The sequence below is a fragment of the Sphingobium sp. Leaf26 genome (assembly GCF_001421665.1).
Lineage (GTDB): Bacteria > Pseudomonadota > Alphaproteobacteria > Sphingomonadales > Sphingomonadaceae > Sphingobium.
In genome coordinates, this window is sequence record NZ_LMKV01000006.1 from 57,181 (window position 1) to 76,020 (window position 18,840).

Genomic DNA, 18,840 nt, shown 5'->3' on the forward strand with positions numbered 1-18,840 from the left:
GCTTCAGTGGCTGACCATGTGCACGAACATATAGCCTTCGTTGCGGATGGTGCGGATGACCGGGCCTTTGAGGCCGCAGGCCGACAATTTCCGCCGCAACCGGCATAGCTGCACGTCGATCGACCGGTCATAATGGTCGCTGGCCGCGCCATAGACGCGGTCGAGCAACCGGCTGCGATCCAGCACTTGGCGCGGATGTTCGATGAAGACGCGCAGCAACTGGAACTCGCCGTCCGACAGGGCGATGGGCATGCCGACCGGGTTAAACAACTGGCCGGTGGTCATGTCCACGCGCCACCCTTCGAACGAGGCGAAGCTGCGGGCGACAGGGGCCTGCGCCTGCCGGGTCGATCCCGCCCGGCCGCGCAGGGCGGCCCGGATGCGGGCCAGCAGTTCGCGCGGGTTGGCGGGCTTGCTCAGGCAATCTTCCGCCCCCATTTCCAGCGCCGCGATCCGATCCGCATCGCTACAGGCGGCGCTGTGGACGATGACCGGCAGCCGGCGCTCGATCGCCAGTTCGCGCAACAGCGCCGCGCCCTGGTCCGGTGCGACGGCAGGATCGAACACGACCAGCGCATAGGTCTCCAGCTCCAGCCGCTCGCGCATCTGGAGAGCGGAGGCGGCGCCGGTGACATCCAGGCCATAGGGCGCGAAACTGTCGGCCAACTGGCCGATATGGGTGGCGTCATCGTCAACGATGAGCAGGCGACTGAGCATGACCGTCATATGGCAAAGGACGCTGCCGCCAGCGCAAAACCGTCCCTTCCGCGTCCTCATTGCGCGCCTGCCACTGCAATCGCGCCGCCAGCAGCCGTTCGCCGGGAGCGAAATGGCTGCGCAGCCGGGCGGCCAGCGCATCGTCGAGCAGATCGCGCATGCCCAGCGGACGGCCGAACCGGCCCGATCCGTTGGCCCGGCGCAGCATACGGCGGCTAAGGCCATACCAGCCGGGAATATGCACCAGCCAGCTTTTGTCGGCGACGGCGCGGCGCGTGAACAGGTTCATCGCCCGCGCCAACCAAAGCAGCGGCAGGCTGAGCGAGGGATTGCGCGTGCCCCAGTCGATATGGGCGAGGTCGATATCCAGCCCGAAACGCGCGGCGTAGGCGGCGGCGAACCCGCGCGGATCGGCGCGGAAATCCTCATAACGAAACACATGGACCCGCTCCGGCCCGAACAGCCCGTCATAATGGGTGATCAGCCGGACATAGTCGAAATGATCGAGGTTGAAGCCCGGCGCCTCGTCCCGTTCCGGGGCCAGCGGGCTGAGTCGGTCGCGACCGAACAGGTAGCGGCGCAGGCCGAACGTCCCCCCGCCCTTCACATATTGCAGCCAGGCGGAGACGATCGCGGACAGTGGATCGCGCACGAAGATGACGATCTGCGCTTGAGGCAGGGTGCGCAGGATGCGATCGGCGACATCCTTGGACAGGTTGCCGGCGAGGCCGCCATTATGCAGGCCGCCGGTCAGATTTTCCTCGCACAGGATCGCCTGTTCGGGTGCCTCGCCCAGATGCGTCCGCGCCTCGGCCGGATCGAAATGCAGCGCGCCGCGCGCCAGAAAGGCGGCCCGGACCGTTGCGCGGGGGATATAGTGGCGGTTGCGCACGGCCGGGTAGAAGCGGTCCTGAAACCAGGTCGTGCCGGTCTTGTGATAGCCGATATGGACGATCGGACCCATCAGGCGGCCTCCGCCAGCAGCGCGGTCGGGTCGGGCAGGGTGGCGGCTGTTCCGCCCAGGCACAGGCGACAATGCCGGTCCCAGGACAGGTTGTCGCTGGCCCAGACGCGCGCCCGTTCGCCGATGCGGCGGCACAGGGCCGGGTCGGACACGAGCAGGTCGATGGCCGCGCGGATCGCATCGACCGACTGGCCGTCGACGACGAAGCCGGTCACGCCATCCTGCACGAATTCCGCCGGCCCTCCGTCGCGACCGACGATGCAGACCAGCCCCTGCGCCATGGCGTCGGCGATGGACAGGCCGAAGCCTTCGACCTCCGCGCCGTCCTCAAGCGCGATCTGGGGGTGGAGGAAGATGTCGGCCCCGGCATAGGCGGCGGCCAGTTCCCCGGCCGGAACATAGCCGGCCATGGTCACGCTGTTGTCGAGGCCGCAATGGCGGATCGTCTCGCGCACCCGCACAGAGTCCACGCCCCGGCCGATGATGACATGGCGCAGATGCGCGCCCGCCTGCATGCAGCCGGCGACGGCGCGCACGGCCGCAGCGACATTCTTGCGCGCGACCAGCCGGCAGACGGTCAGCAACTGGGCCGGGCCATCGCCTTGTGCGAAGCGGGTCGGGTGGCGTTCGAATGGCATGACCACTCCGTTCCAGGCGGTGACGGTGCTGGCGGCCAGATGCGGTAGGCGCACGAGCAGCAGGCTGCGGGTAACGTCACTGACCGCGACGATGCGCCGCGCCCGCTTCAGCGTCAGGCGCAGCAGCATCAGCGCCGGCCCACGCGGGCGGCCCACTTCACGGCCATGAATGGTGACGACCAGTGGCCGGGGAAAGAGCAGGGCGGGCAGCGCCGCGCGCCAGGTGCAGGCGTGGATCAGCGCGGGGCGGTTGCCTTTGCCCCAGGCGGTCAGCATCGCGCGGAACAGCCGCCAGTAGACCGCCATCATCGACGCCGCGCCGACGTCGATCAGGTCGATGCCATCCAGTTGCTCCCGGCGTGGCCCGGCCGAGCTTTTGGCGAAGATGGTGACGCGGCGGCCCTGCGCGGCATAGGCCCGCGCCACTTCGCGGGCATAGGTCTGCACGCCGCCTTCATCGGGGGCAAAGACGCGGGCAACGAGCCAGATGGAAGAGGGCCAGATGGAAGAGGGCGAGATGGAGGATGTCGTGTCAGGCATGGGCGGCCAATTCCAGTCGGGAGAGGCCGTCCAAGGCCGGGCGTGCGGCCGTCTGGCTGCGTTGGAGAAAGTGGGACAGGGCACGGGCGGCACGGGCGCCCGCACCATGATCCAGATTGCCGAAGGTGCGGGCGACGCCTTGCCGCTGGGTATCGACATAGGCGGCATGGTCGGCGATCGCCGCCGCTGCGGCATCGGCTATGCCCTGTGCCGTTTCCAGCACCGGCCCATAATGCCAGTGGCCATAGCTGCGATCCTCCTGCCAGTCGGCACGATGACCGTTCAGGAACAGACAGGGCCGGGGGCGGGCGAGATATTCGTATATCTGGCTCGACACGTCGCCCAGATAGAGCGACGCCATATGGACATAGCGCATGTCCACGCTGGCCCGGCTGCCCAGGTCAACATGGATATGCGGCAGGCAGGCGAGATCGGCCAGCCGCCGTTCCATCGCCGCGCGCTTGCGACGATTGTCGAACAGCCGGACATGCGGCGCGACGATCAGGTTGAACCGGTCGTCCTGCGCGAACTGGCGGATCACCTCTTCCCCCATGGTCGGCCAGGAGGAGAGTTTGGGCGAAAAATGCGGATTGTAGAGGATGACCGGGCGATCCTGCGCGAAGAGCCGGTGTCGGTCGTCCTGCGGCCGGGTCAGGTCGAACTTGTTGTAGCCGCTGATCGCATAATGGCCTTCGCGGATCAGCCCTGCATCCAGCATCCGCCGGCGCTGCTTCTCGCCTGCCAGCAGCACGAAGTCGAACTGGGCTATGCGCCGGTCGTAACCGACCGCCCGGTCGCCCGCGCCATGGCAGCTATGAATGAAGCGGGTTTGCGACAGGCCGAGCCGCTTGAGCAGCAAGGATGTGCGTTCCGGCACGACGATCGCGTCATACTCGGCGAGTTGGCGCCGGGCGGCGATCAGGCTGGCGATCTTGGGCGGGATGGTGGCGCCGGTCAGGCCCGCCAGCGCATCGAGCCAGCGCCCGCCGCAGCGCAGGAAGCGGATCGGCCCAGCGCCCTGCGCCGTGGCGATATCGCGCGCCAGTACCAGATGATCGTCGGTCGCGGCCATGACGTCCACGGCAAAACCGGGATCGCGCGACAGGGCGATGGCGATCGGCAGAGCGTGGAAAAGCTGATGGATCTGGGCGTTGAAGAAGAAGCACAGCCGCTGCGGCTGGGCTAGCGTCGCGGCGTTGCTCCGGTCGAACCAGTCGCGTCCCATGATAATCTCCATTCGAGCAGACCCGAAAGGAGCAATGCCGCATGATTATCGCGAGGGAATTTCAGAGTGCGTCAGCGCGAAAAGCGCCTGCAACAAAGCGGTCACGAACCGCTACGGCGGGGTGGGGTCGAGCCACCCCGCCGAGAGGAGATCAGTCGCGCAGCAGTTCGTTGATGCCGGTCTTGGAGCGCGTCTGCGCGTCGACGCGCTTGACGATCACGGCGCAATAGAGGCTGGGGCCGGGCGTGCCGTCGGGCAGGGGCTTGCCGGGCAGCGAGCCGGGAACGACGACCGAATAGGGCGGCACTTCGCCGATGAACACTTCACCGGTGGCGCGGTCGACGATCTTGGTCGACATGCCGATGAACACGCCCATCGACAGGACAGACCCCTTGCCGATGCGCACGCCTTCGACGACTTCGGAGCGCGCGCCGATGAAGCAGTCATCCTCGATGATGACGGGATCGGCCTGCAACGGCTCCAGCACGCCGCCGATGCCCACGCCGCCCGACAAATGGACATTCTTGCCGATCTGGGCGCAACTGCCGACCGTCACCCAGGTGTCGACCATCGTGCCTTCATCCACGAACGCGCCGATGTTGACGAAGCTGGGCATCAGGATGACGTTCCTGGCGATATGCGCGCCGGCGCGGGCGAAGCTGCCCGGCACGGCGCGGAAACCGGCGGCGCGGAACGCCGCCTCGTCCCAGCCGGCGAACTTGCTCGGCACCTTGTCCCACCAATGGCCGGCGCCTGGACCATTGTCTATCATGGCATTGTCGTTCAGGCGGAAGGACAGCAGCACCGCCTTCTTCGCCCACTGGTTGACCTGCCAGCCTTCCGCAGTCGGCTCAGCCACGCGCAGTTCGCCCTTGTCGAGCAAGGCCAGCGCCTGGTTGACGGCGGAACGCACGTCGCCCTGCGTCTGGAGGTTGACGTTGGCGCGATCTTCCCACGCGGCGTCGATGATGGTGATCAGCTCTTGGCTCATGCTTTTGTCCCCAGAATGTCGGCCAGAAATGGCGTCAGATGGTCGGTTTCATAATCTATGAAATCGGGATGATGGTCGTGATTGCCCGCTTCCGACCCATTATTGATCCAGATGGTGGTCATGCCGATCGCCTTGGCCGGGCGGAGGTTGCGGGCCATATCCTCGAAAAAGGCGGCGCGGGTCGGATCGACGCCATGCACCCGGCACAATTCCGCATAGCCCGACGGATCGGGCTTGGGCACATATTGGCAGGCGTGGATATCGTGGATCAGCTCGAACGCGCCGCTCAGGCCCAGTCGGTCCAGTACGCGGCTCGCATAGGCGGCATCGCCATTGGTGAAGATCAGCCGACGGCCCGGCAGCGCCGCGATGGCGGCGTTCAGTGCCGCGTCCATCTCAAGCCGGTCCATCGATATGTCATGGACATAATCGAGGAAGGCGCGCGGCTCGATGCCATGATGGTGCATCAATCCCGACAGCGTCGTGCCATGCTCCATGAAATAGCGTTTCTGCGTCTGCCGCGCGATCACCGGGTCACATCCCAGCAAGCCCTGGATGAACTCGCCCATCTTCACGTCGATCAGCGCGAACAGGTCCGCCTTCGCCGGATAGAGCGTATTGTCCAGATCGAAGATCCAGGTGTCGACATGGTCGAGGTCCGCGCGCATGGCCGCGCCCTAATCCCGGCTTGGGATTAGGGCAAGGGCGGATCAGCAGCCGGGCGCTTCGCTGTCCTGATAGAAGGCCTGCACTGCGTTCCACGCATCCTCGGCGCTTTCGACCCAGGTCAGCAGATTGAGGTCGCTGTGCGAGATCACGCCTTCGTCGGCCAGCGCCTCGAAATCGACCACGCGGGTCCAGAAATCCTTGCCGAACAGCAGGATCGGGATCGGCTTCATCTTGCCGGTCTGGATGAGCGTCAGCAGTTCGAACATCTCGTCGAATGTGCCGAAGCCTCCGGGGAAGACGGCGAGCGCACGGGCGCGCAGCAGGAAGTGCATCTTGCGCAGCGCGAAATAGTGGAACTGGAAACTGAGTTCCGGCGTGACATAGACGTTGGGCGCCTGTTCATGCGGCAGGACGATGTTCATGCCGATGGTGGTCTGTCCGACATCCTGCGCGCCGCGATTGGCCGCTTCCATGATGGACGGGCCGCCGCCCGAACAGACGACGAAGTGGCGACATCCCGCATCATTCACCGGATATTGCGCCGCGATCCGCGCCAGCTTGCGCGCTTCCTCGTAATAGACTGCTTTCTTGCCCAGATTTTCGGCGATGCGCTTCTGTTCGGGCGTGGTCGCGGCGTCGATCCGCACTTGCACCTGATCCGGCTCGGGAATGCGGGCGGAGCCATAGAAGACGAAGGTCGATTCGATCTTCGCCTCGTCCATCAGCAACTGGGGCTTCAGCAACTCCAGCTGGAACCGCACCGGGCGCAGATCCTCGCGCAGCAGGAAGTCGGTATCCTGGAAGGCCAGCTTGTACGCGGCGCTTTGCGTCTGGGGCGTACCAAGATTTTTCTTGGCGTCATGGGCCTCTTCGCGGGCCGGGCGGAATTTGCGTTCTTCGATTTCTTTTTTCGTCATTTGCGCCAACTTAGTGTCGGGCGGTGACAAAACCAAGTCCGCATCCGCACTCATGCGGTAATAGGATCGTAGCGGCTTAACTTCACATATTTCCCGCAGATTCGGACATTTTGTTACGCGCCGATGATCCTATCGGAAAGTCTCAAGCTCTGTGCGCCGTCCACCGATGTTCATCCCATCATCGCAAAATAGGGCGATGTAGGACAGCGATTCCGCTTAGCGGCAAAAGCCGCCGCGACCGCCCATGTCGAAATGGAAATGGTCGTGGTGCGCGGCATTATAATCCGGGCTGAGCACGGTGTTGAACCGCTTGCAGGCGCTGGCATGCACGATCTTCAGGAACTGGCGCGTCTGCCGGTCGCCGTCCCAATCCTTCTGGATGCTGATTCGCCGGCCGTCCGCCAGGACGAAGGCGCTGACGTCGATCGCGTTGCTGTGCGCATGTTCGGACAACTTGCCGCTGCCCGCGATCGGCCGGCAATTATAGGTGCCGAACGTTTCGATCTTTTCGATTTCCGTGCCGAAGATGACCCGCGCGGCCGGTTGTACGCCATATTTGGCCCAGGCCGCAAAATTGGCGGCCAGGTTGCAGGTGATCGCGCCGATGCCCGTCGTCGGCACGCCGATGTCGATCAGCTTGACGCTGCCCAGCGCGCTGCATCCGCCACCGAAATTCCGGTCGGGCAGGGGGGTGAAGGCTACCGCCTGCGACTGGAGTTTCGCGAAGCATTGGCGCGTTTCCAGCGCTGGTTGCGCCGGCGCGCGGACAGGCGGCGGCTTGGGCGCGCTCGCCACGCGGCCGCGCGGCACCAGATCGCCGCTACAGGCGCTCAGCATGATCGCGCAGGCGGCGGCCAGGGCCGCGCCGCGCAGAAAACCCGTTTCTGTCACCCGCTCTTCCATAATTGGATGTTTACCATCACGAATCTTTACGAAAGTTAACGCGCGGCAGCGGCTCGTCGCATTTTGACAATCGCCTTGACTCTTTTTCGGACGGCTTTAGTGCGGCCGACGGGCCACGCGGTCCCAACGCCGCGCTGCTCTCTGTAAGGAGACGCTACATGACTGATTTGACTGCCGTCGACGCCACCATTGCGCCTGCGCAAAAGCCTGCTTCGCTTCCGGCCCGTCCCTTTTTCTCTTCCGGTCCCTGTGCCAAGCCGCCGGGCTGGAGCGCCGACAAGCTGGCGACCGACTCGCTCGGCCGCTCGCACCGCGCCAAGATCGGCAAGACCCGCCTTCAATATAGCATCGACCTGATGCGTGAGCTGCTGAACCTGCCCGACACGCACCGCATCGGCATCGTGCCCGGTTCCGACACCGGCGCCTTCGAAATGGCGATGTGGACGATGCTGGGCGCCCGCCCGGTCACGACGCTCGCCTGGGAAAGCTTTGGTGAAGGCTGGGTGACGGACGCCGCCAAGCAGTTGAAGCTCGACCCCACCGTCATTCGCGCCGATTATGGCCAGTTGCCGGACCTTTCCACCGTCGATTTCAGCACCGACGTGCTGTTCACCTGGAACGGCACGACATCAGGCGTGCGCGTGCCGAACGCAGACTGGATTCCGGCCGACCGTGAAGGCCTGACCTTCGCCGACGCCACCAGCGCGGTGTTCGCCTATGACATCGACTGGGCGAAGATCGACGTCGCCACCTTCTCGTGGCAGAAGGTGCTGGGCGGCGAGGGCGGCCATGGCGTCCTGATCCTTGGTCCCCGCGCGGTCGAACGCCTAGAAACCTACACCCCCGCATGGCCGCTGCCCAAGGTGTTCCGCCTGATGGCGAAGGGCAAGCTGGCCGAAGGCGTGTTCAAGGGCGAAACCATCAACACGCCCTCCATGCTGGCGGTCGAAGACGCGATCTTCGCGCTGGAATGGGGCAAGTCGCTGGGCGGTTCGGCCGGCCTGATCGCGCGCAGCGACGCCAATGCGGCTGCGCTGAGCAAGATCGTTGCGGAGCGCGACTGGCTCGGCCATCTCGCGCTCGATGAGGCTTCACGGTCGAAGACCAGCGTTTGCCTGACCGTCGAAGGCGCCGACGAAGCCTTTATCAAGGCCTTTGCCGCGCTGCTGGAAAAGGAAGGCGCCGCCTATGACGTCGCGGGCTATCGCGATGCCCCGGCAGGCTTGCGCATCTGGTGCGGCGCGACCGTGGAAACGGCGGACATCGAAGCGCTTGGGGGCTGGCTCGACTGGGCCTATGCGACCGTGAAGGCTGCCGCTTAACTCTCATCATTGTCGTCATTCCCGCGAATGCGGGAATCCATCTCCGGCCCTATCGGTAGGTGCAACGTCAGGAGATGGATCCCCGCCTTCGCGGGGATGACGGGACTATTTTCCCAAAGGAAACCCAGATGCCCAAGGTACTTATTTCCGACAAGATGGACCCCCGCGCCGCCGCGATCTTCAAGGAGCGCGGTGTCGAAGTCGACGTCATCACCGGCAAGACCCCGGAAGAACTGATCGCGATCATCGGCGACTATGATGGCCTGGCCATCCGCAGCTCGACCAAGGTGACGAAGGAAATCCTCGACGCCGCGACCAATTTGAAGGTCATCGGCCGTGCCGGCATCGGTGTCGACAATGTCGATATCCCTTACGCCTCGTCCAAGGGCGTGATCGTGATGAACACGCCGTTCGGCAACTCGATCACCACCGCCGAACATGCCATCGCGCTGATGTTCGCGCTCGCCCGCCAATTGCCCGAGGCGAATGCGCAGACTCAGCAGGGCCTGTGGCCCAAGAACGGCTTCATGGGCGTGGAAGTCACCGGCAAGACGCTGGGCCTGATCGGCGCGGGCAACATCGGGTCGATCGTCGCCACCCGCGCGCTGGGCCTGAAGATGAAGGTCGTCGCCTTCGATCCTTTCCTGACGCCGGAACGCGCGATCGAAATGGGCGTGGAAAAGGCCGATCTCGACACGTTGCTGGCGAAGGCCGACTTCATCACGCTGCACACGCCGCTGACCGACCAGACCCGCAACATCCTGAGCCGCGAAAATCTGGCCAAGACCAAGAAGGGCGTGCGCATCGTCAACTGCGCGCGCGGCGGGCTGATCGACGAAGCCGCGCTCAAGGACGCGCTGGATTCGGGGCAGGTGGCTGGCGCGGCGCTCGACGTGTTCCAGACCGAACCGGCCAAGGAATCGCCGCTGTTCGGTACGCCGAATTTCATCTGCACCCCGCATCTGGGCGCGTCGACCGACGAAGCGCAGGTGAACGTGGCGCTTCAGGTCGCCGACCAGCTCAGCGATTATCTGCTCGATGGCGGCATCACCAACGCGCTGAACGTGCCGTCGCTGTCGGCCGAGGAAGCGCCGAAGTTGAAGCCCTATATGGCGCTGGCTGAAAAGCTGGGCAGCCTTGTAGGCCAGTTGGAAGGTGGCCAGATCACCGGAGTCGCGGTGGAGGTCGAGGGCCACGCCGCCGAACTGAACCAGAAGCCGATCACCGCGGCGGTCCTTGCCGGCCTGATGCGCGTCTATTCGGACACGGTGAACATGGTCAACGCGCCCTTCCTGGCGAAGGAACGCGGTCTCGACGTGCGCGAAGTGCGCCATGACCGCGAAGGCGATTACCAGACGCTGGTGCGCGTGACGGTAACGACCGAAAGTGGCGAGCGCTCGGTCGCCGGCACGCTGTTCGGCCACGCCCAACCGCGTCTGGTCGAACTGTTCGGCATCAAGGTGGAAGCCGATCTGGACGGCACGATGCTCTACATCGTCAACCAGGACGCGCCCGGTTTCATCGGTCGCCTGGGGTCGAAGCTGGGTGAATCCGAAGTCAATATCGGCACCTTCCATCTGGGCCGTCGCAATCAGGGCGGCGAAGCCGTGCTGCTGCTGTCGGTGGACGGCACAGTCACCGAACCGCTGCGCTGGGAAATCTGCAACCTGACCGGCGTGAAGCAGGTCAAGCTGCTGCGTTTCGCTTAAGCTGCTCTAAAAGCCCTCTCCCCTCCGGGGAGAGGGTTGGGAGAGGGGGAGCAACGGTGCGTCTCGACCCAACGCTCAAGGCGAGCGCGAAATCCATGCGCGCCAACCCCACCCCCGCCGAACAGAAACTATGGCTCGCGCTTCGCGCCAACCGCTTCGAAAATCGGCAATTCACGCGCCAGACGATCATTGCCCCATATATCGTCGATTTTGCGTCCAAGGCCGCACGCCTCATCATCGAAATAGATGGGGATACACATTCCGCCCAGGATCGCTATGACACGCGGCGAACAGAGTTTCTGGAATCGCTGGGCTATCATGTGATCCGCTTTGCCAATCCCGATGTGATGGGGAATATCGAAGGGGTGCTGAGCATGATTGCGCAGGCGTTGCGCGAAACCCCCTCTCACCAACCCTCCCCCCAAGGGGGGAGGGAGCCATAAGGTGCCTGCCATGATCCCGCCCGGCCTTCTCCCTGAAGGACTCTCCGACCGGCTACCGCCGCAGGCCGAAGCCTCCGCGCGTCTGGCGCGCCGCGTGCTCGATACGGTCGCGACCCATGGCTATGAACGGGTCATGCCGCCGCTCGCGGAGTTCGAGGATACGCTGACCCAGCGCCTCAAGTCGATGCGCGCGCAGGATCTGGTGCGCGCCGTCGATCCCGTGTCGCAGCGCAGCCTGGCCTTCCGCCCGGACATGACGGCGCAGGTCGGCCGCATCGCCGCCACCCGCATGGCAAGCGCGCCGCGACCGCTGCGCCTGTCCTATGCCGGCCCGGTGATCCGCCAGAAGGCGAGCCAGCTTCGCCCCGAGCGTGAGAAGATGCAATTGGGCGCCGAACTGATCGGCAGCGACAGCAATGCCGCCGCAGTCGAGATCGTCAATATCGCGATCGAGGCGTTGCAGGCCGCCGGCGTCACCGGCATCACCATCGACTTCACGCTGCCCGACCTGATCGACGCGCTGGCCGCTGGCCCGTTGCCGCTTGCCCCCAATGAGGTGGAAGCGGTGCGTGCCGGACTGGATGCCAAGGATGCCGGCGCGCTGACCGCGATCAGCCCTCAGGCCGCTGCCTATCTGCCGCTGATCGAGGCGACCGGTCCCTTCCACGCCGCGATGGAACGGCTGGAAGCGTTCAGCGCCAGCGTCGGCGGCGCGATCGACAGCCGAATCGCGGGCCTGCGCGCCATCGCCAGGCCGATCGGCTGGGACATCACCCTGACGCTCGACCCGACCGAGCGGCACGGTTTCGAATTCCAGAACTGGTTCGGCTTCTCCATCTTTGCCGAGGGCTTCATCGGCGAAATCGGGCGCGGCGGCAGCTATGCCATCGCCCGTGCCGATGGCGCGGACGAACCGGCCATGGGCTTTTCGCTTTATCCCGATCCGCTGATCGACGCGGGATTTGGCGGTGACAGTCCCAAACGCCTGTTCCTGCCGCTGGGCCATGATGCCGCGCAGGCAGCCCTTTTGCGGGCAGAGGGCTGGCACACGGTCGCGGCGCTGTCGGAAAGCGAGGATGGCGCGGCCCAGCGCTGCTCGCACTGGCTGGATGGTGCAAACCCACGCGCCTATTGACTTGACTTCATCGGGCCAGCGCGGCTAACCCGCGCCCCGCATCGAGGGCGCACCATGCGCCCGATTATCCCACCGGCATGCCGAGTCCCGTCGAAGGGCATGGCCGGTCCGCGCGGCGGGCGGAGGACTGTATCTGTGGCAAATGTGACCGTGATCGGCGCTCAATGGGGCGACGAAGGCAAGGGCAAGATCGTCGACTGGCTGTCGGAACGCGCCGACGTCGTCGCCCGTTTTCAGGGCGGCCATAATGCCGGCCACACGCTGGTCGTGGGCGAAAAAGTCTACAAGCTGTCGCTGCTGCCGTCGGGCATCGTGCGCGGTACATTGTCGGTCATCGGCAACGGCGTGGTGCTCGACCCCTGGCACTTCCGCGATGAAGTCGCCAAGCTGGCTGGCCAGGGCGTCGAAATCACCCCTGAAAACCTCCAGATTGCCGAAACCTGCCCGCTGATCCTGCCCTTCCACCGCGACCTTGATGGCCTGCGCGAGGATGCTTCAGGCGCGGGCAAGATCGGCACCACCCGTCGCGGCATCGGCCCGGCTTATGAAGACAAGGTCGGCCGCCGCGCTATCCGCGTCTGCGACCTGGCCCATCTGGACGATCTCGACCTTCAGATCGATCGCCTGACCGCGCATCATGACGCTCTTCGTGCCGGCTTCAATGAAAAGCCGATCGACCGCGCCAAGCTGGTCGCGGACCTGACCGAGATCGCTGCCTTCATCCTGCCTTTCGTCAAGCCCGTCTGGCTGACGCTGAACAAGGCGAAGGCGGCCGGCCAGCGCATCCTGTTCGAAGGCGCGCAGGGTACTCTGCTCGACATCGACCATGGCACCTATCCCTTCGTCACCTCCTCCAACACGGTGGCGGGCACGGCGGCGAGCGGCACCGGCCTTGGCCCCAATGCGGCGGGGTTCGTGCTGGGCATCGTGAAGGCCTACACCACGCGCGTCGGCTCCGGCCCGTTCCCGACCGAACTGGATGACGCCACTGGCCAGCGTCTGGGCGAACGCGGCCATGAATTCGGCACCGTTACCGGTCGCAAGCGCCGCTGTGGCTGGTTCGACGCGGTGCTGGTGCGCCAGTCGATCGCCGTGTCGGGCGTGACCGGCATCGCGCTCACCAAGCTGGACGTGCTGGACGGGTTCGAGACGCTGAAGATCTGCGTCGGCTACAAGATCGGCGACCAGACCTTCGACTATCTGCCCGCCCACGCGCAGGACCAGGCGAAGGCGCAGCCGATCTACGAGGATATCGAAGGCTGGCAGGATACCACGGCTGGTGCGCGTAGCTGGGCCGAACTCCCCGCACAGGCGATCAAATATATCCGCCGGATCGAGGAGCTGATCGGCTGCCCGGTCACGCTGGTTTCCACATCGCCGGAACGAGACGACACCATCCTCGTCCGCGATCCCTTCGCGGACTGAAGGGCATGGCGGAACAACGCTTCGAGCGCCACAAGCAGGCCTGGACGCAGGATGAGATCCAGAAGCTGCATACGCTGGCCAAGAAGGGCATGGGCCTGAAAGCCATCGCCAAGGCGCTGACCCGCACCGAGGAATCGGTGAAGGCCCGCGCCAAGGAAGACGGACTGAACATCGCCAAGCTGCGGTAAGAGTGGACCTTGCCGGGCGCTGGTGCGACAAGCCTGTCCACCACAACAGAGAAGGCTTCGCATGGCGCTCGACATCCTTGTCCTCTACGGCTCCTATCGGCGCGGCCGGCTCGGCATCCGGCTAGCCGACTATCTGATCCGCGCCTTTGAAGGGCTGGGCCACAGGGCGGAACTGGTCGACGCCAAAGCGGTAGACCTGCCCATGCTCGACCAGCGTTACAGCGACTATCCGGCCGGCGACGCGCCGGCCGCCATGGCGGCGCTGGCTGAACGTCTTACCGCTGCCGACGCCTTCGTCTTCGTGGCGGGCGAATATAACCGCGGAATGCAGCCGGGCCTCAAGAATCTGGTCGATCATTATCTCAAGGAATTCGACCGTCGTCCCGCCGCCATCGCCAGCTATTCGGCGGGCCGCTTCGCGGGCGTGAACAGCCATGCCGACTGGACGGTGACGCTGTCGGCCATGGGCATGGCGATCGTGCCGGAGCGCCTCAGCGTCGGTCAGATCGGCCAGACGCTGGACGATCAGGCCCAGCCACAGGGCGAGGGTGGTGCGGCATTGGAGCGGGGTTTCGCTGGCTTTGCCAAAAGCCTTATCTGGTGGGCCGAAGCCGCGAAGGCCGCCCGCTGAGCCGTCCGTCGATCCAGACCATCATATAGCCCGCCAGCACGAAGCCGGTCGCGATCAGCAGCGCATTGATCGCGACCTGCCCGATGCCCAGCTTTGTCACGTTGATGAAGGGATAGGCATAATGCCCCTCAGCCATCCCGCGCAGCAGGGCGTAGGGCAGATAGGCCGCCGGGAATATCGCCCAGATCCACGGATCGCGTCGACCCAGCCGCCCCTTGCGGGCGAAGGCGATCCACCAGAGCGGCGCCACTATCGGTGTCACCTTGTGCAGCAGCGTGTCGGCCACAAGCGCCCCGCCGCTCAGCGACAGCAGCCCGCGCAGCAGCAGGCCGTAGTCGATCCCGACCAGCAGGATCGCCAGCACCGCACCACCCACGCGACGGGGCGACACATGCCGCCCCAGTGCGATCGGCCCGAAGGTGATGACGACTATTATGTTGGCCCAGATGGTGAAGAAGCGCAGCAGCGTCCACAGCGTTTGGCCGACCGACCCCGTTTGCGCCAGCGTGGCGTCGAACTGGATGGCGACGCCCGTCAGCGCCGTCGACGCGACGATGGCGGCTCCGATCCGCGCGATCCCTGTCGTCATACCCGCGCACCCTCCCGCCCGTCATCCTCGCCTGTGGGGATCATCGTAGCAGCGACCATATCGTCCGTCACGTCGGCGGTGTCGCGCGCCACGCCTGCCTCCCGCTGGATTGTTGTTTAACGACGCGCGGCTGCGCAGGTCGCAATCGCAGCAATATTTCGTTTCGATATGGCATCAACGGAGCATTTGCGGGCCATTAGGCGTTGCGCCGGTTCATGATCAGGAGTTTTGCATGATAGTCGATGCCGTTCCCAGCATGCGCCGGATCGCGTCCGAAGTGTGGAAGCCGCTGACCGCGCTGTTCGTCTGGGACTGCGCCGTGACGATCACCTATTATGTGCTGCCGTTCAGGGCGCCTTCGTTGCCGCTCACCATCTTCGGCTCGGCGCTGGCGCTGTTCCTGGGTTTCCGCTCTAACAGCAGCTATCAGCGCTGGTGGGAAGGCCGCGTGCTATGGGGCGCGATGATCAACGCCTCGCGCAGCCTGGCGCGCGCCGCCCGCAATTTCCTGCCCGATCCGCAAGCCAAGGATCTGAAGCGCGAGATCGTCAAGCGCCAGATCGCCTATGTGAACGCGCTGCGCTGCCAGTTGCGGCGCCAGCCGATCGGGGAGGATGTGACCGCTTTCCTGCGCGAGGAGGATAGGGGCAAGGCGCTGGCCCGCAGCAATCCCGCCAACGGCCTGCTCGACAGCACTGGTCGCCGTATCGACACGGCCCGGCGCGAAGGCTGGATCGACACAATCCAGCAGAGCCAGATGGAAGCCGTGCTGGTCGATATCTCCAACGCGCAGGGCGGCATGGAGCGGCTGAAGAACACGCCGCTGCCCTATCAATATCGCTTCATCCCGACCGCCTTCACCCATTTGTTCTGCATATTGCTGCCGATCGGGCTGGTCGAATCGCTGGGCTTTGCCACCCCGCTCGGGTCGACGGTGGCGGGCTTCATGTTCATGTCGGTGTTGCGGATCGGCGACGATCTGACCGATCCCTTTGCCGACAGCGTGCATGACGTGCCGCTGACCGCCATGTGCCGCACGATCGAGATCGACCTGCTGCAATCCATCGGCGATCCGGCCCCCGAACCGGTCGCGCCGGTGCGCGGGGTGCTGTGGTGAGTAGAGCATTTTCGAAGCAGATGGCATCATCTGCTGGCTCGGAAAATGCGGAAAACAAAAGATAATCAGAGCATAATCTGATCCTGTATGATCGGATTACAATGTGCCGTGCGGTCCATCCGCCAGCGGCATGCCGCCGGTGTTCATGCCGAACAGCCCCGTCACCAGCGTCGCGGGCAGCATCAGCGCGGTGACGATGGACAGCATATAGAGATTCTGGTTGGTGCGTTGCGCCGCCTGGATGTCCACCTCGTCACGCAACAGGCGCAACTGGCCCTGCACGCCCAAAATGTCGGCGTCGATCGCCTGCAATCGCTGCGCCAGCTTCTCCACCGTGGGCAGCAGTGCCTCGGGCAGTTCCTCATCCGCCTCCAGCCGCTGGAACACGCCGCGCATGCCGGTCAGCAGCCGGTGAATCTGGGCGAGGCGGCGACGGACGCGCAGGAGGTCGCGCGGATCGGGCGGATGATGGCCGTCGAGAAAAGCGTCCTCGGCGCTCTGCACATCATGGCTAAGCGCGCGGGCGATCTCCGCGATATTGGCGGTGATCGCCCCGACCAGCAGGTCCAGCGCCTGCGCCGGGCCATCGACGGTCGCGCCGCCGCCGCGCTCCAGCCGGCTGCGCGCGATATCGGCCGACCGCAGCGGATGCAGCCGCGTCGTCAGCATCAATGTCGGCGTCAGCGCGATGCGCAGCGCACCGATCCGTTCGGTATCGGCGACATCGAAGTCGCGCTCGAAATCATGCAGGACGCAGCCGACGCTGTCCCCGTCCACCAGCGCGCGCTGATGCGTGTCCGGCGCCAGTAGCAACTCGCATATCTGCGGCGACAATTGATCGGACGTGGCGATCCATTGCCGGGTGCCATGATCGGCCAGGTTCAGGTGCAGCCAGCGGAACCGGCCGCCCATATCCGAATCGCAACGGGCGACGGGGCTGATGCCGCCGTCGCCCGCAAAATCCAGTCCCCAGATAAGACCAGGCCCCATGCCCTGTCCGGGCATGGGAAGCTGAAAAAGGGGTGTCTGTTCGCGTGTCGTATGCCGCTCCCGTCAGAAAATCCGGGCGAAGAGCATGTAGAGGCCGCCCGCCAGCGCGATCGACACCGGCAGCGTCAGCACCCAGGCCATCAACAGGTTGCGGATGGTGCTCATTTGCAGGCCCGACCGGTTGGCTGCCATGGTCCCCGCGACGCCGGACGACAGGACATGGGTAGTCGATACCGGCAGGCCCAGATGGTCCGCGCCGAAGATGGTGCCCATGGCGACCAGTTCGGCCGATGCACCCTGCGCATAGGTCAAATGCGACTTGCCGATCTTCTCGCCCACCGTGACGACGATCCGCTTCCAGCCGACCATGGTGCCCAGGCCCAGCGCGAAGGCGACGGCGACCTTCACCCAGGTCGGGATGAAGCGGGTGCCGGCGTCGAGCGACTTTTTGTAGGTGGCCAGCGTTTCGTTGCCGGCGGCGGACAAATGCGCGTCCTTGTCCTTGCCGAGCCGCTTGATCGCTTCGGACGCCATATACATGTCGTTGCGGATGTTGCTGACGGCGGCGGCGGGCACGCGCGCCAGCGAGCCATATTCGCCGACCTGGCGATCGACGTCGCGGATCACCGTGGCAAGGCTGGGAATGGTGGCATCCGACAGTTTTCGATCGGCGATGTAGCTGGTGACCGCCTTGCGCGCGGCGACGACATCGCTGCCACCGGCCGGCGCGGCGCCCAGCACGTTGGCGGCGGCGACGCTGTTCTGGTGGAATTCGATCGTATAGCGTTCCGGCACGGCGCGGTTGAGCGCATAGGCGGTGGGCACGGTGCCGATCAGGATCAGCATGATGAGACCCATGCCTTTCTGGCCGTCATTGGAGCCATGGGCGAAACTGACGCCGGTGCAGGTGAAGATCAGCAGCGCGCGGATCCACAGCGGCGGCGGCACGCCATCTTTCGGCTCCTGGTAAAGCTCTTCCTTGCGGATCAAGACCTTCATGGCGATGAACAGCAGGGCGGCGACGCCGAAACCGATCAGCGGCGACACCAGCAGCGCCTGGCCGATTTCCGTGGCCTTGCTCCAGTCGACACCGGCCGTGCCGCTCTTGCCGTGCATCATCGCATTGGCGACACCGACGCCGATGATCGACCCGATGAGCGTGTGCGACGAGGAGGAGGGGATGCCCAGCCACCATGTGGCGAGGTTCCACAGGATCGCCGCGATCAGCAGCGCGAACACCATGGCGAAGCCGGCGTTCGACCCGACTTGCAGGATCAGTTCGACGGGCAGCAGCGACACGATGCCGAACGCGACCGCGCCGGTCGATAGCAGCACGCCCAGAAAGTTGAAGAAGCCCGACCAGACCACCGCGACATTGGCGGGCATGGCGTTGGTGTAGATCACCGTCGCGACAGCATTGGCGGTGTCGTGGAATCCGTTCACGAATTCGAAGCCCAGCGCGATCAGCAGGGCGATGAACAGCAGGATGAAGGGCAGGTAGGTGGTCGCCTGCACCCCGGCCGAACTGGCGTCGGCATAGATGCTGTAGGCGACATAGATCAGCGCGGTCGCGATGGCGGCGCCGAAGCCGATGGTGCCGACCAGCCCCAGTCCCTTGTCAAGATCGGGGCGGACGGGGCTGCCCTCCATCGCGCCAGTTATGGCTATCGTCGCGTTCATCCGAATCGTCTCCCGCTCGGGCAAGAATGTGGCTGAATTCTTGCTAG

General features: G+C 65.0%; 19 protein-coding genes. 8 read left to right on the forward strand and 11 right to left on the reverse strand.

What is annotated here, in order from left to right:
* Positions 1-3: 3 nt before the first annotated feature.
* The 8 genes from ASE85_RS07520 to ASE85_RS07555 all read right to left on the reverse strand — a co-directional run bounded on the left by ASE85_RS07520 (position 4) and on the right by ASE85_RS07555 (position 7,564).
* Positions 4-717: a winged helix-turn-helix domain-containing protein gene (locus ASE85_RS07520; protein ID WP_056686120.1), complete on the reverse strand. Its 714-nt coding sequence runs from the start codon at positions 715-717 to the stop codon at positions 4-6.
* A complete protein-coding gene (locus tag ASE85_RS07525) occupies positions 692-1,681 on the reverse strand; it encodes a sulfotransferase (RefSeq protein WP_235523397.1) in 990 nt (329 codons plus the stop codon). Before ASE85_RS07525 ends, ASE85_RS07520 begins: the two co-directional genes overlap by 26 nt.
* Positions 1,681-2,859: a glycosyltransferase family 4 protein gene (locus tag ASE85_RS07530; RefSeq protein ID WP_056686034.1), complete on the reverse strand. Its 1,179-nt coding sequence runs from the start codon at positions 2,857-2,859 to the stop codon at positions 1,681-1,683. The genes ASE85_RS07525 and ASE85_RS07530 overlap by 1 nt, the downstream gene beginning before the upstream one ends.
* On the reverse strand, positions 2,852-4,084 hold the full coding sequence (locus ASE85_RS07535; protein ID WP_056686123.1) for a hypothetical protein: 1,233 nt from the start codon (positions 4,082-4,084) through the stop codon (positions 2,852-2,854). The genes ASE85_RS07530 and ASE85_RS07535 overlap by 8 nt, the downstream gene beginning before the upstream one ends.
* 151 nt (positions 4,085-4,235) lie before the next feature.
* Complete coding sequence (dapD, locus tag ASE85_RS07540) at positions 4,236-5,075, reverse strand: 2,3,4,5-tetrahydropyridine-2,6-dicarboxylate N-succinyltransferase (RefSeq protein ID WP_056686037.1); 840 nt, start codon at positions 5,073-5,075, stop codon at positions 4,236-4,238.
* Positions 5,072-5,743: a pyrimidine 5'-nucleotidase gene (locus tag ASE85_RS07545; protein ID WP_056686041.1), complete on the reverse strand. Its 672-nt coding sequence runs from the start codon at positions 5,741-5,743 to the stop codon at positions 5,072-5,074. The genes dapD and ASE85_RS07545 overlap by 4 nt, the downstream gene beginning before the upstream one ends.
* A 42-nt stretch (positions 5,744-5,785) precedes the next feature.
* Positions 5,786-6,661 (reverse strand): TIGR00730 family Rossman fold protein, encoded by an 876-nt coding sequence (locus ASE85_RS07550; protein ID WP_056686043.1) that lies wholly within the window; start codon positions 6,659-6,661, stop codon positions 5,786-5,788.
* A 216-nt stretch (positions 6,662-6,877) separates the two neighbouring features.
* Positions 6,878-7,564: an extensin-like domain-containing protein gene (locus tag ASE85_RS07555; protein WP_056686046.1), complete on the reverse strand. Its 687-nt coding sequence runs from the start codon at positions 7,562-7,564 to the stop codon at positions 6,878-6,880.
* A gap of 158 nt (positions 7,565-7,722) precedes the next feature.
* Between ASE85_RS07555 and ASE85_RS07560 the strand changes: the two genes are divergently transcribed.
* The 7 genes from ASE85_RS07560 (at position 7,723) to ASE85_RS07590 (ending at position 14,417) form a co-directional block, all read left to right on the forward strand.
* On the forward strand, positions 7,723-8,886 hold the full coding sequence (locus ASE85_RS07560) for a phosphoserine transaminase (RefSeq protein WP_056686049.1): 1,164 nt from the start codon (positions 7,723-7,725) through the stop codon (positions 8,884-8,886).
* A 128-nt stretch (positions 8,887-9,014) separates the two neighbouring features.
* The gene (gene serA, locus ASE85_RS07565; RefSeq protein WP_056686052.1) at positions 9,015-10,595 is read left to right on the forward strand and encodes a phosphoglycerate dehydrogenase; all 1,581 of its coding nucleotides are present in this window, start codon (positions 9,015-9,017) and stop codon (positions 10,593-10,595) included.
* Positions 10,596-10,651: 56 nt separating this feature from the next.
* On the forward strand, positions 10,652-11,038 hold the full coding sequence (locus ASE85_RS07570; RefSeq protein WP_268795122.1) for an endonuclease domain-containing protein: 387 nt from the start codon (positions 10,652-10,654) through the stop codon (positions 11,036-11,038).
* Between the two features lie 10 nt (positions 11,039-11,048).
* Positions 11,049-12,173 carry an ATP phosphoribosyltransferase regulatory subunit gene (locus ASE85_RS07575; RefSeq protein ID WP_056686058.1) on the forward strand — a complete coding sequence of 375 codons (1,125 nt, stop codon included), beginning with the start codon at positions 11,049-11,051 and terminating at the stop codon, positions 12,171-12,173.
* Positions 12,174-12,308: 135 nt separating this feature from the next.
* A complete protein-coding gene (locus tag ASE85_RS07580) occupies positions 12,309-13,598 on the forward strand; it encodes an adenylosuccinate synthase (protein WP_056686061.1) in 1,290 nt (429 codons plus the stop codon).
* A gap of 5 nt (positions 13,599-13,603) precedes the next feature.
* A complete protein-coding gene (locus tag ASE85_RS07585; protein ID WP_056686064.1) occupies positions 13,604-13,786 on the forward strand; it encodes a hypothetical protein in 183 nt (60 codons plus the stop codon).
* A 61-nt stretch (positions 13,787-13,847) separates the two neighbouring features.
* The gene (locus ASE85_RS07590; RefSeq protein WP_056686067.1) at positions 13,848-14,417 is read left to right on the forward strand and encodes an NADPH-dependent FMN reductase; all 570 of its coding nucleotides are present in this window, start codon (positions 13,848-13,850) and stop codon (positions 14,415-14,417) included.
* On the opposite strand, the gene ASE85_RS07595 is transcribed toward ASE85_RS07590, so the two are convergent.
* Positions 14,380-15,006, reverse strand: coding sequence for a Pr6Pr family membrane protein (locus ASE85_RS07595; protein WP_056686070.1), 627 nt, complete (start codon positions 15,004-15,006; stop codon positions 14,380-14,382). The genes ASE85_RS07590 and ASE85_RS07595 overlap by 38 nt on opposite strands.
* Positions 15,007-15,238: 232 nt before the next feature.
* Here ASE85_RS07595 and ASE85_RS07600 point away from each other — a divergent pair, with 232 nt between their 5' ends.
* Positions 15,239-16,123 carry a bestrophin family protein gene (locus tag ASE85_RS07600; protein WP_056686073.1) on the forward strand — a complete coding sequence of 295 codons (885 nt, stop codon included), beginning with the start codon at positions 15,239-15,241 and terminating at the stop codon, positions 16,121-16,123.
* A 96-nt stretch (positions 16,124-16,219) separates the two neighbouring features.
* Here ASE85_RS07600 and ASE85_RS07605 read toward each other — a convergent pair whose 3' ends face one another.
* Positions 16,220-17,113 (reverse strand): CorA family divalent cation transporter, encoded by an 894-nt coding sequence (locus tag ASE85_RS07605; RefSeq protein ID WP_082462724.1) that lies wholly within the window; start codon positions 17,111-17,113, stop codon positions 16,220-16,222.
* Positions 17,114-17,176: 63 nt separating this feature from the next.
* A complete protein-coding gene (locus tag ASE85_RS07610) occupies positions 17,177-18,793 on the reverse strand; it encodes an inorganic phosphate transporter (protein ID WP_056686076.1) in 1,617 nt (538 codons plus the stop codon).
* Between the last annotated feature and the right edge of the window lie 47 nt (positions 18,794-18,840).

Coding starts and splice junctions, on each gene's coding strand:
- ASE85_RS07520 (WP_056686120.1), bottom strand. CDS start 717: ATGCTCAGTCGCCTGCTCATCGTTGACGATGACGCCACCCATATCGGC.
- ASE85_RS07525 (WP_235523397.1), bottom strand. CDS start 1,681: ATGGGTCCGATCGTCCATATCGGCTATCACAAGACCGGCACGACCTGG.
- ASE85_RS07530 (WP_056686034.1), bottom strand. CDS start 2,859: ATGCCTGACACGACATCCTCCATCTCGCCCTCTTCCATCTGGCCCTCT.
- ASE85_RS07535 (WP_056686123.1), bottom strand. CDS start 4,084: ATGGGACGCGACTGGTTCGACCGGAGCAACGCCGCGACGCTAGCCCAG.
- dapD (WP_056686037.1), bottom strand. CDS start 5,075: ATGAGCCAAGAGCTGATCACCATCATCGACGCCGCGTGGGAAGATCGC.
- ASE85_RS07545 (WP_056686041.1), bottom strand. CDS start 5,743: ATGCGCGCGGACCTCGACCATGTCGACACCTGGATCTTCGATCTGGAC.
- ASE85_RS07550 (WP_056686043.1), bottom strand. CDS start 6,661: ATGACGAAAAAAGAAATCGAAGAACGCAAATTCCGCCCGGCCCGCGAA.
- ASE85_RS07555 (WP_056686046.1), bottom strand. CDS start 7,564: ATGGAAGAGCGGGTGACAGAAACGGGTTTTCTGCGCGGCGCGGCCCTG.
- ASE85_RS07560 (WP_056686049.1), top strand. CDS start 7,723: ATGACTGATTTGACTGCCGTCGACGCCACCATTGCGCCTGCGCAAAAG.
- serA (WP_056686052.1), top strand. CDS start 9,015: ATGCCCAAGGTACTTATTTCCGACAAGATGGACCCCCGCGCCGCCGCG.
- ASE85_RS07575 (WP_056686058.1), top strand. CDS start 11,049: ATGATCCCGCCCGGCCTTCTCCCTGAAGGACTCTCCGACCGGCTACCG.
- ASE85_RS07585 (WP_056686064.1), top strand. CDS start 13,604: ATGGCGGAACAACGCTTCGAGCGCCACAAGCAGGCCTGGACGCAGGAT.
- ASE85_RS07590 (WP_056686067.1), top strand. CDS start 13,848: ATGGCGCTCGACATCCTTGTCCTCTACGGCTCCTATCGGCGCGGCCGG.
- ASE85_RS07595 (WP_056686070.1), bottom strand. CDS start 15,006: ATGACGACAGGGATCGCGCGGATCGGAGCCGCCATCGTCGCGTCGACG.
- ASE85_RS07600 (WP_056686073.1), top strand. CDS start 15,239: ATGATAGTCGATGCCGTTCCCAGCATGCGCCGGATCGCGTCCGAAGTG.
- ASE85_RS07605 (WP_082462724.1), bottom strand. CDS start 17,113: ATGGGGCCTGGTCTTATCTGGGGACTGGATTTTGCGGGCGACGGCGGC.
- ASE85_RS07610 (WP_056686076.1), bottom strand. CDS start 18,793: ATGAACGCGACGATAGCCATAACTGGCGCGATGGAGGGCAGCCCCGTC.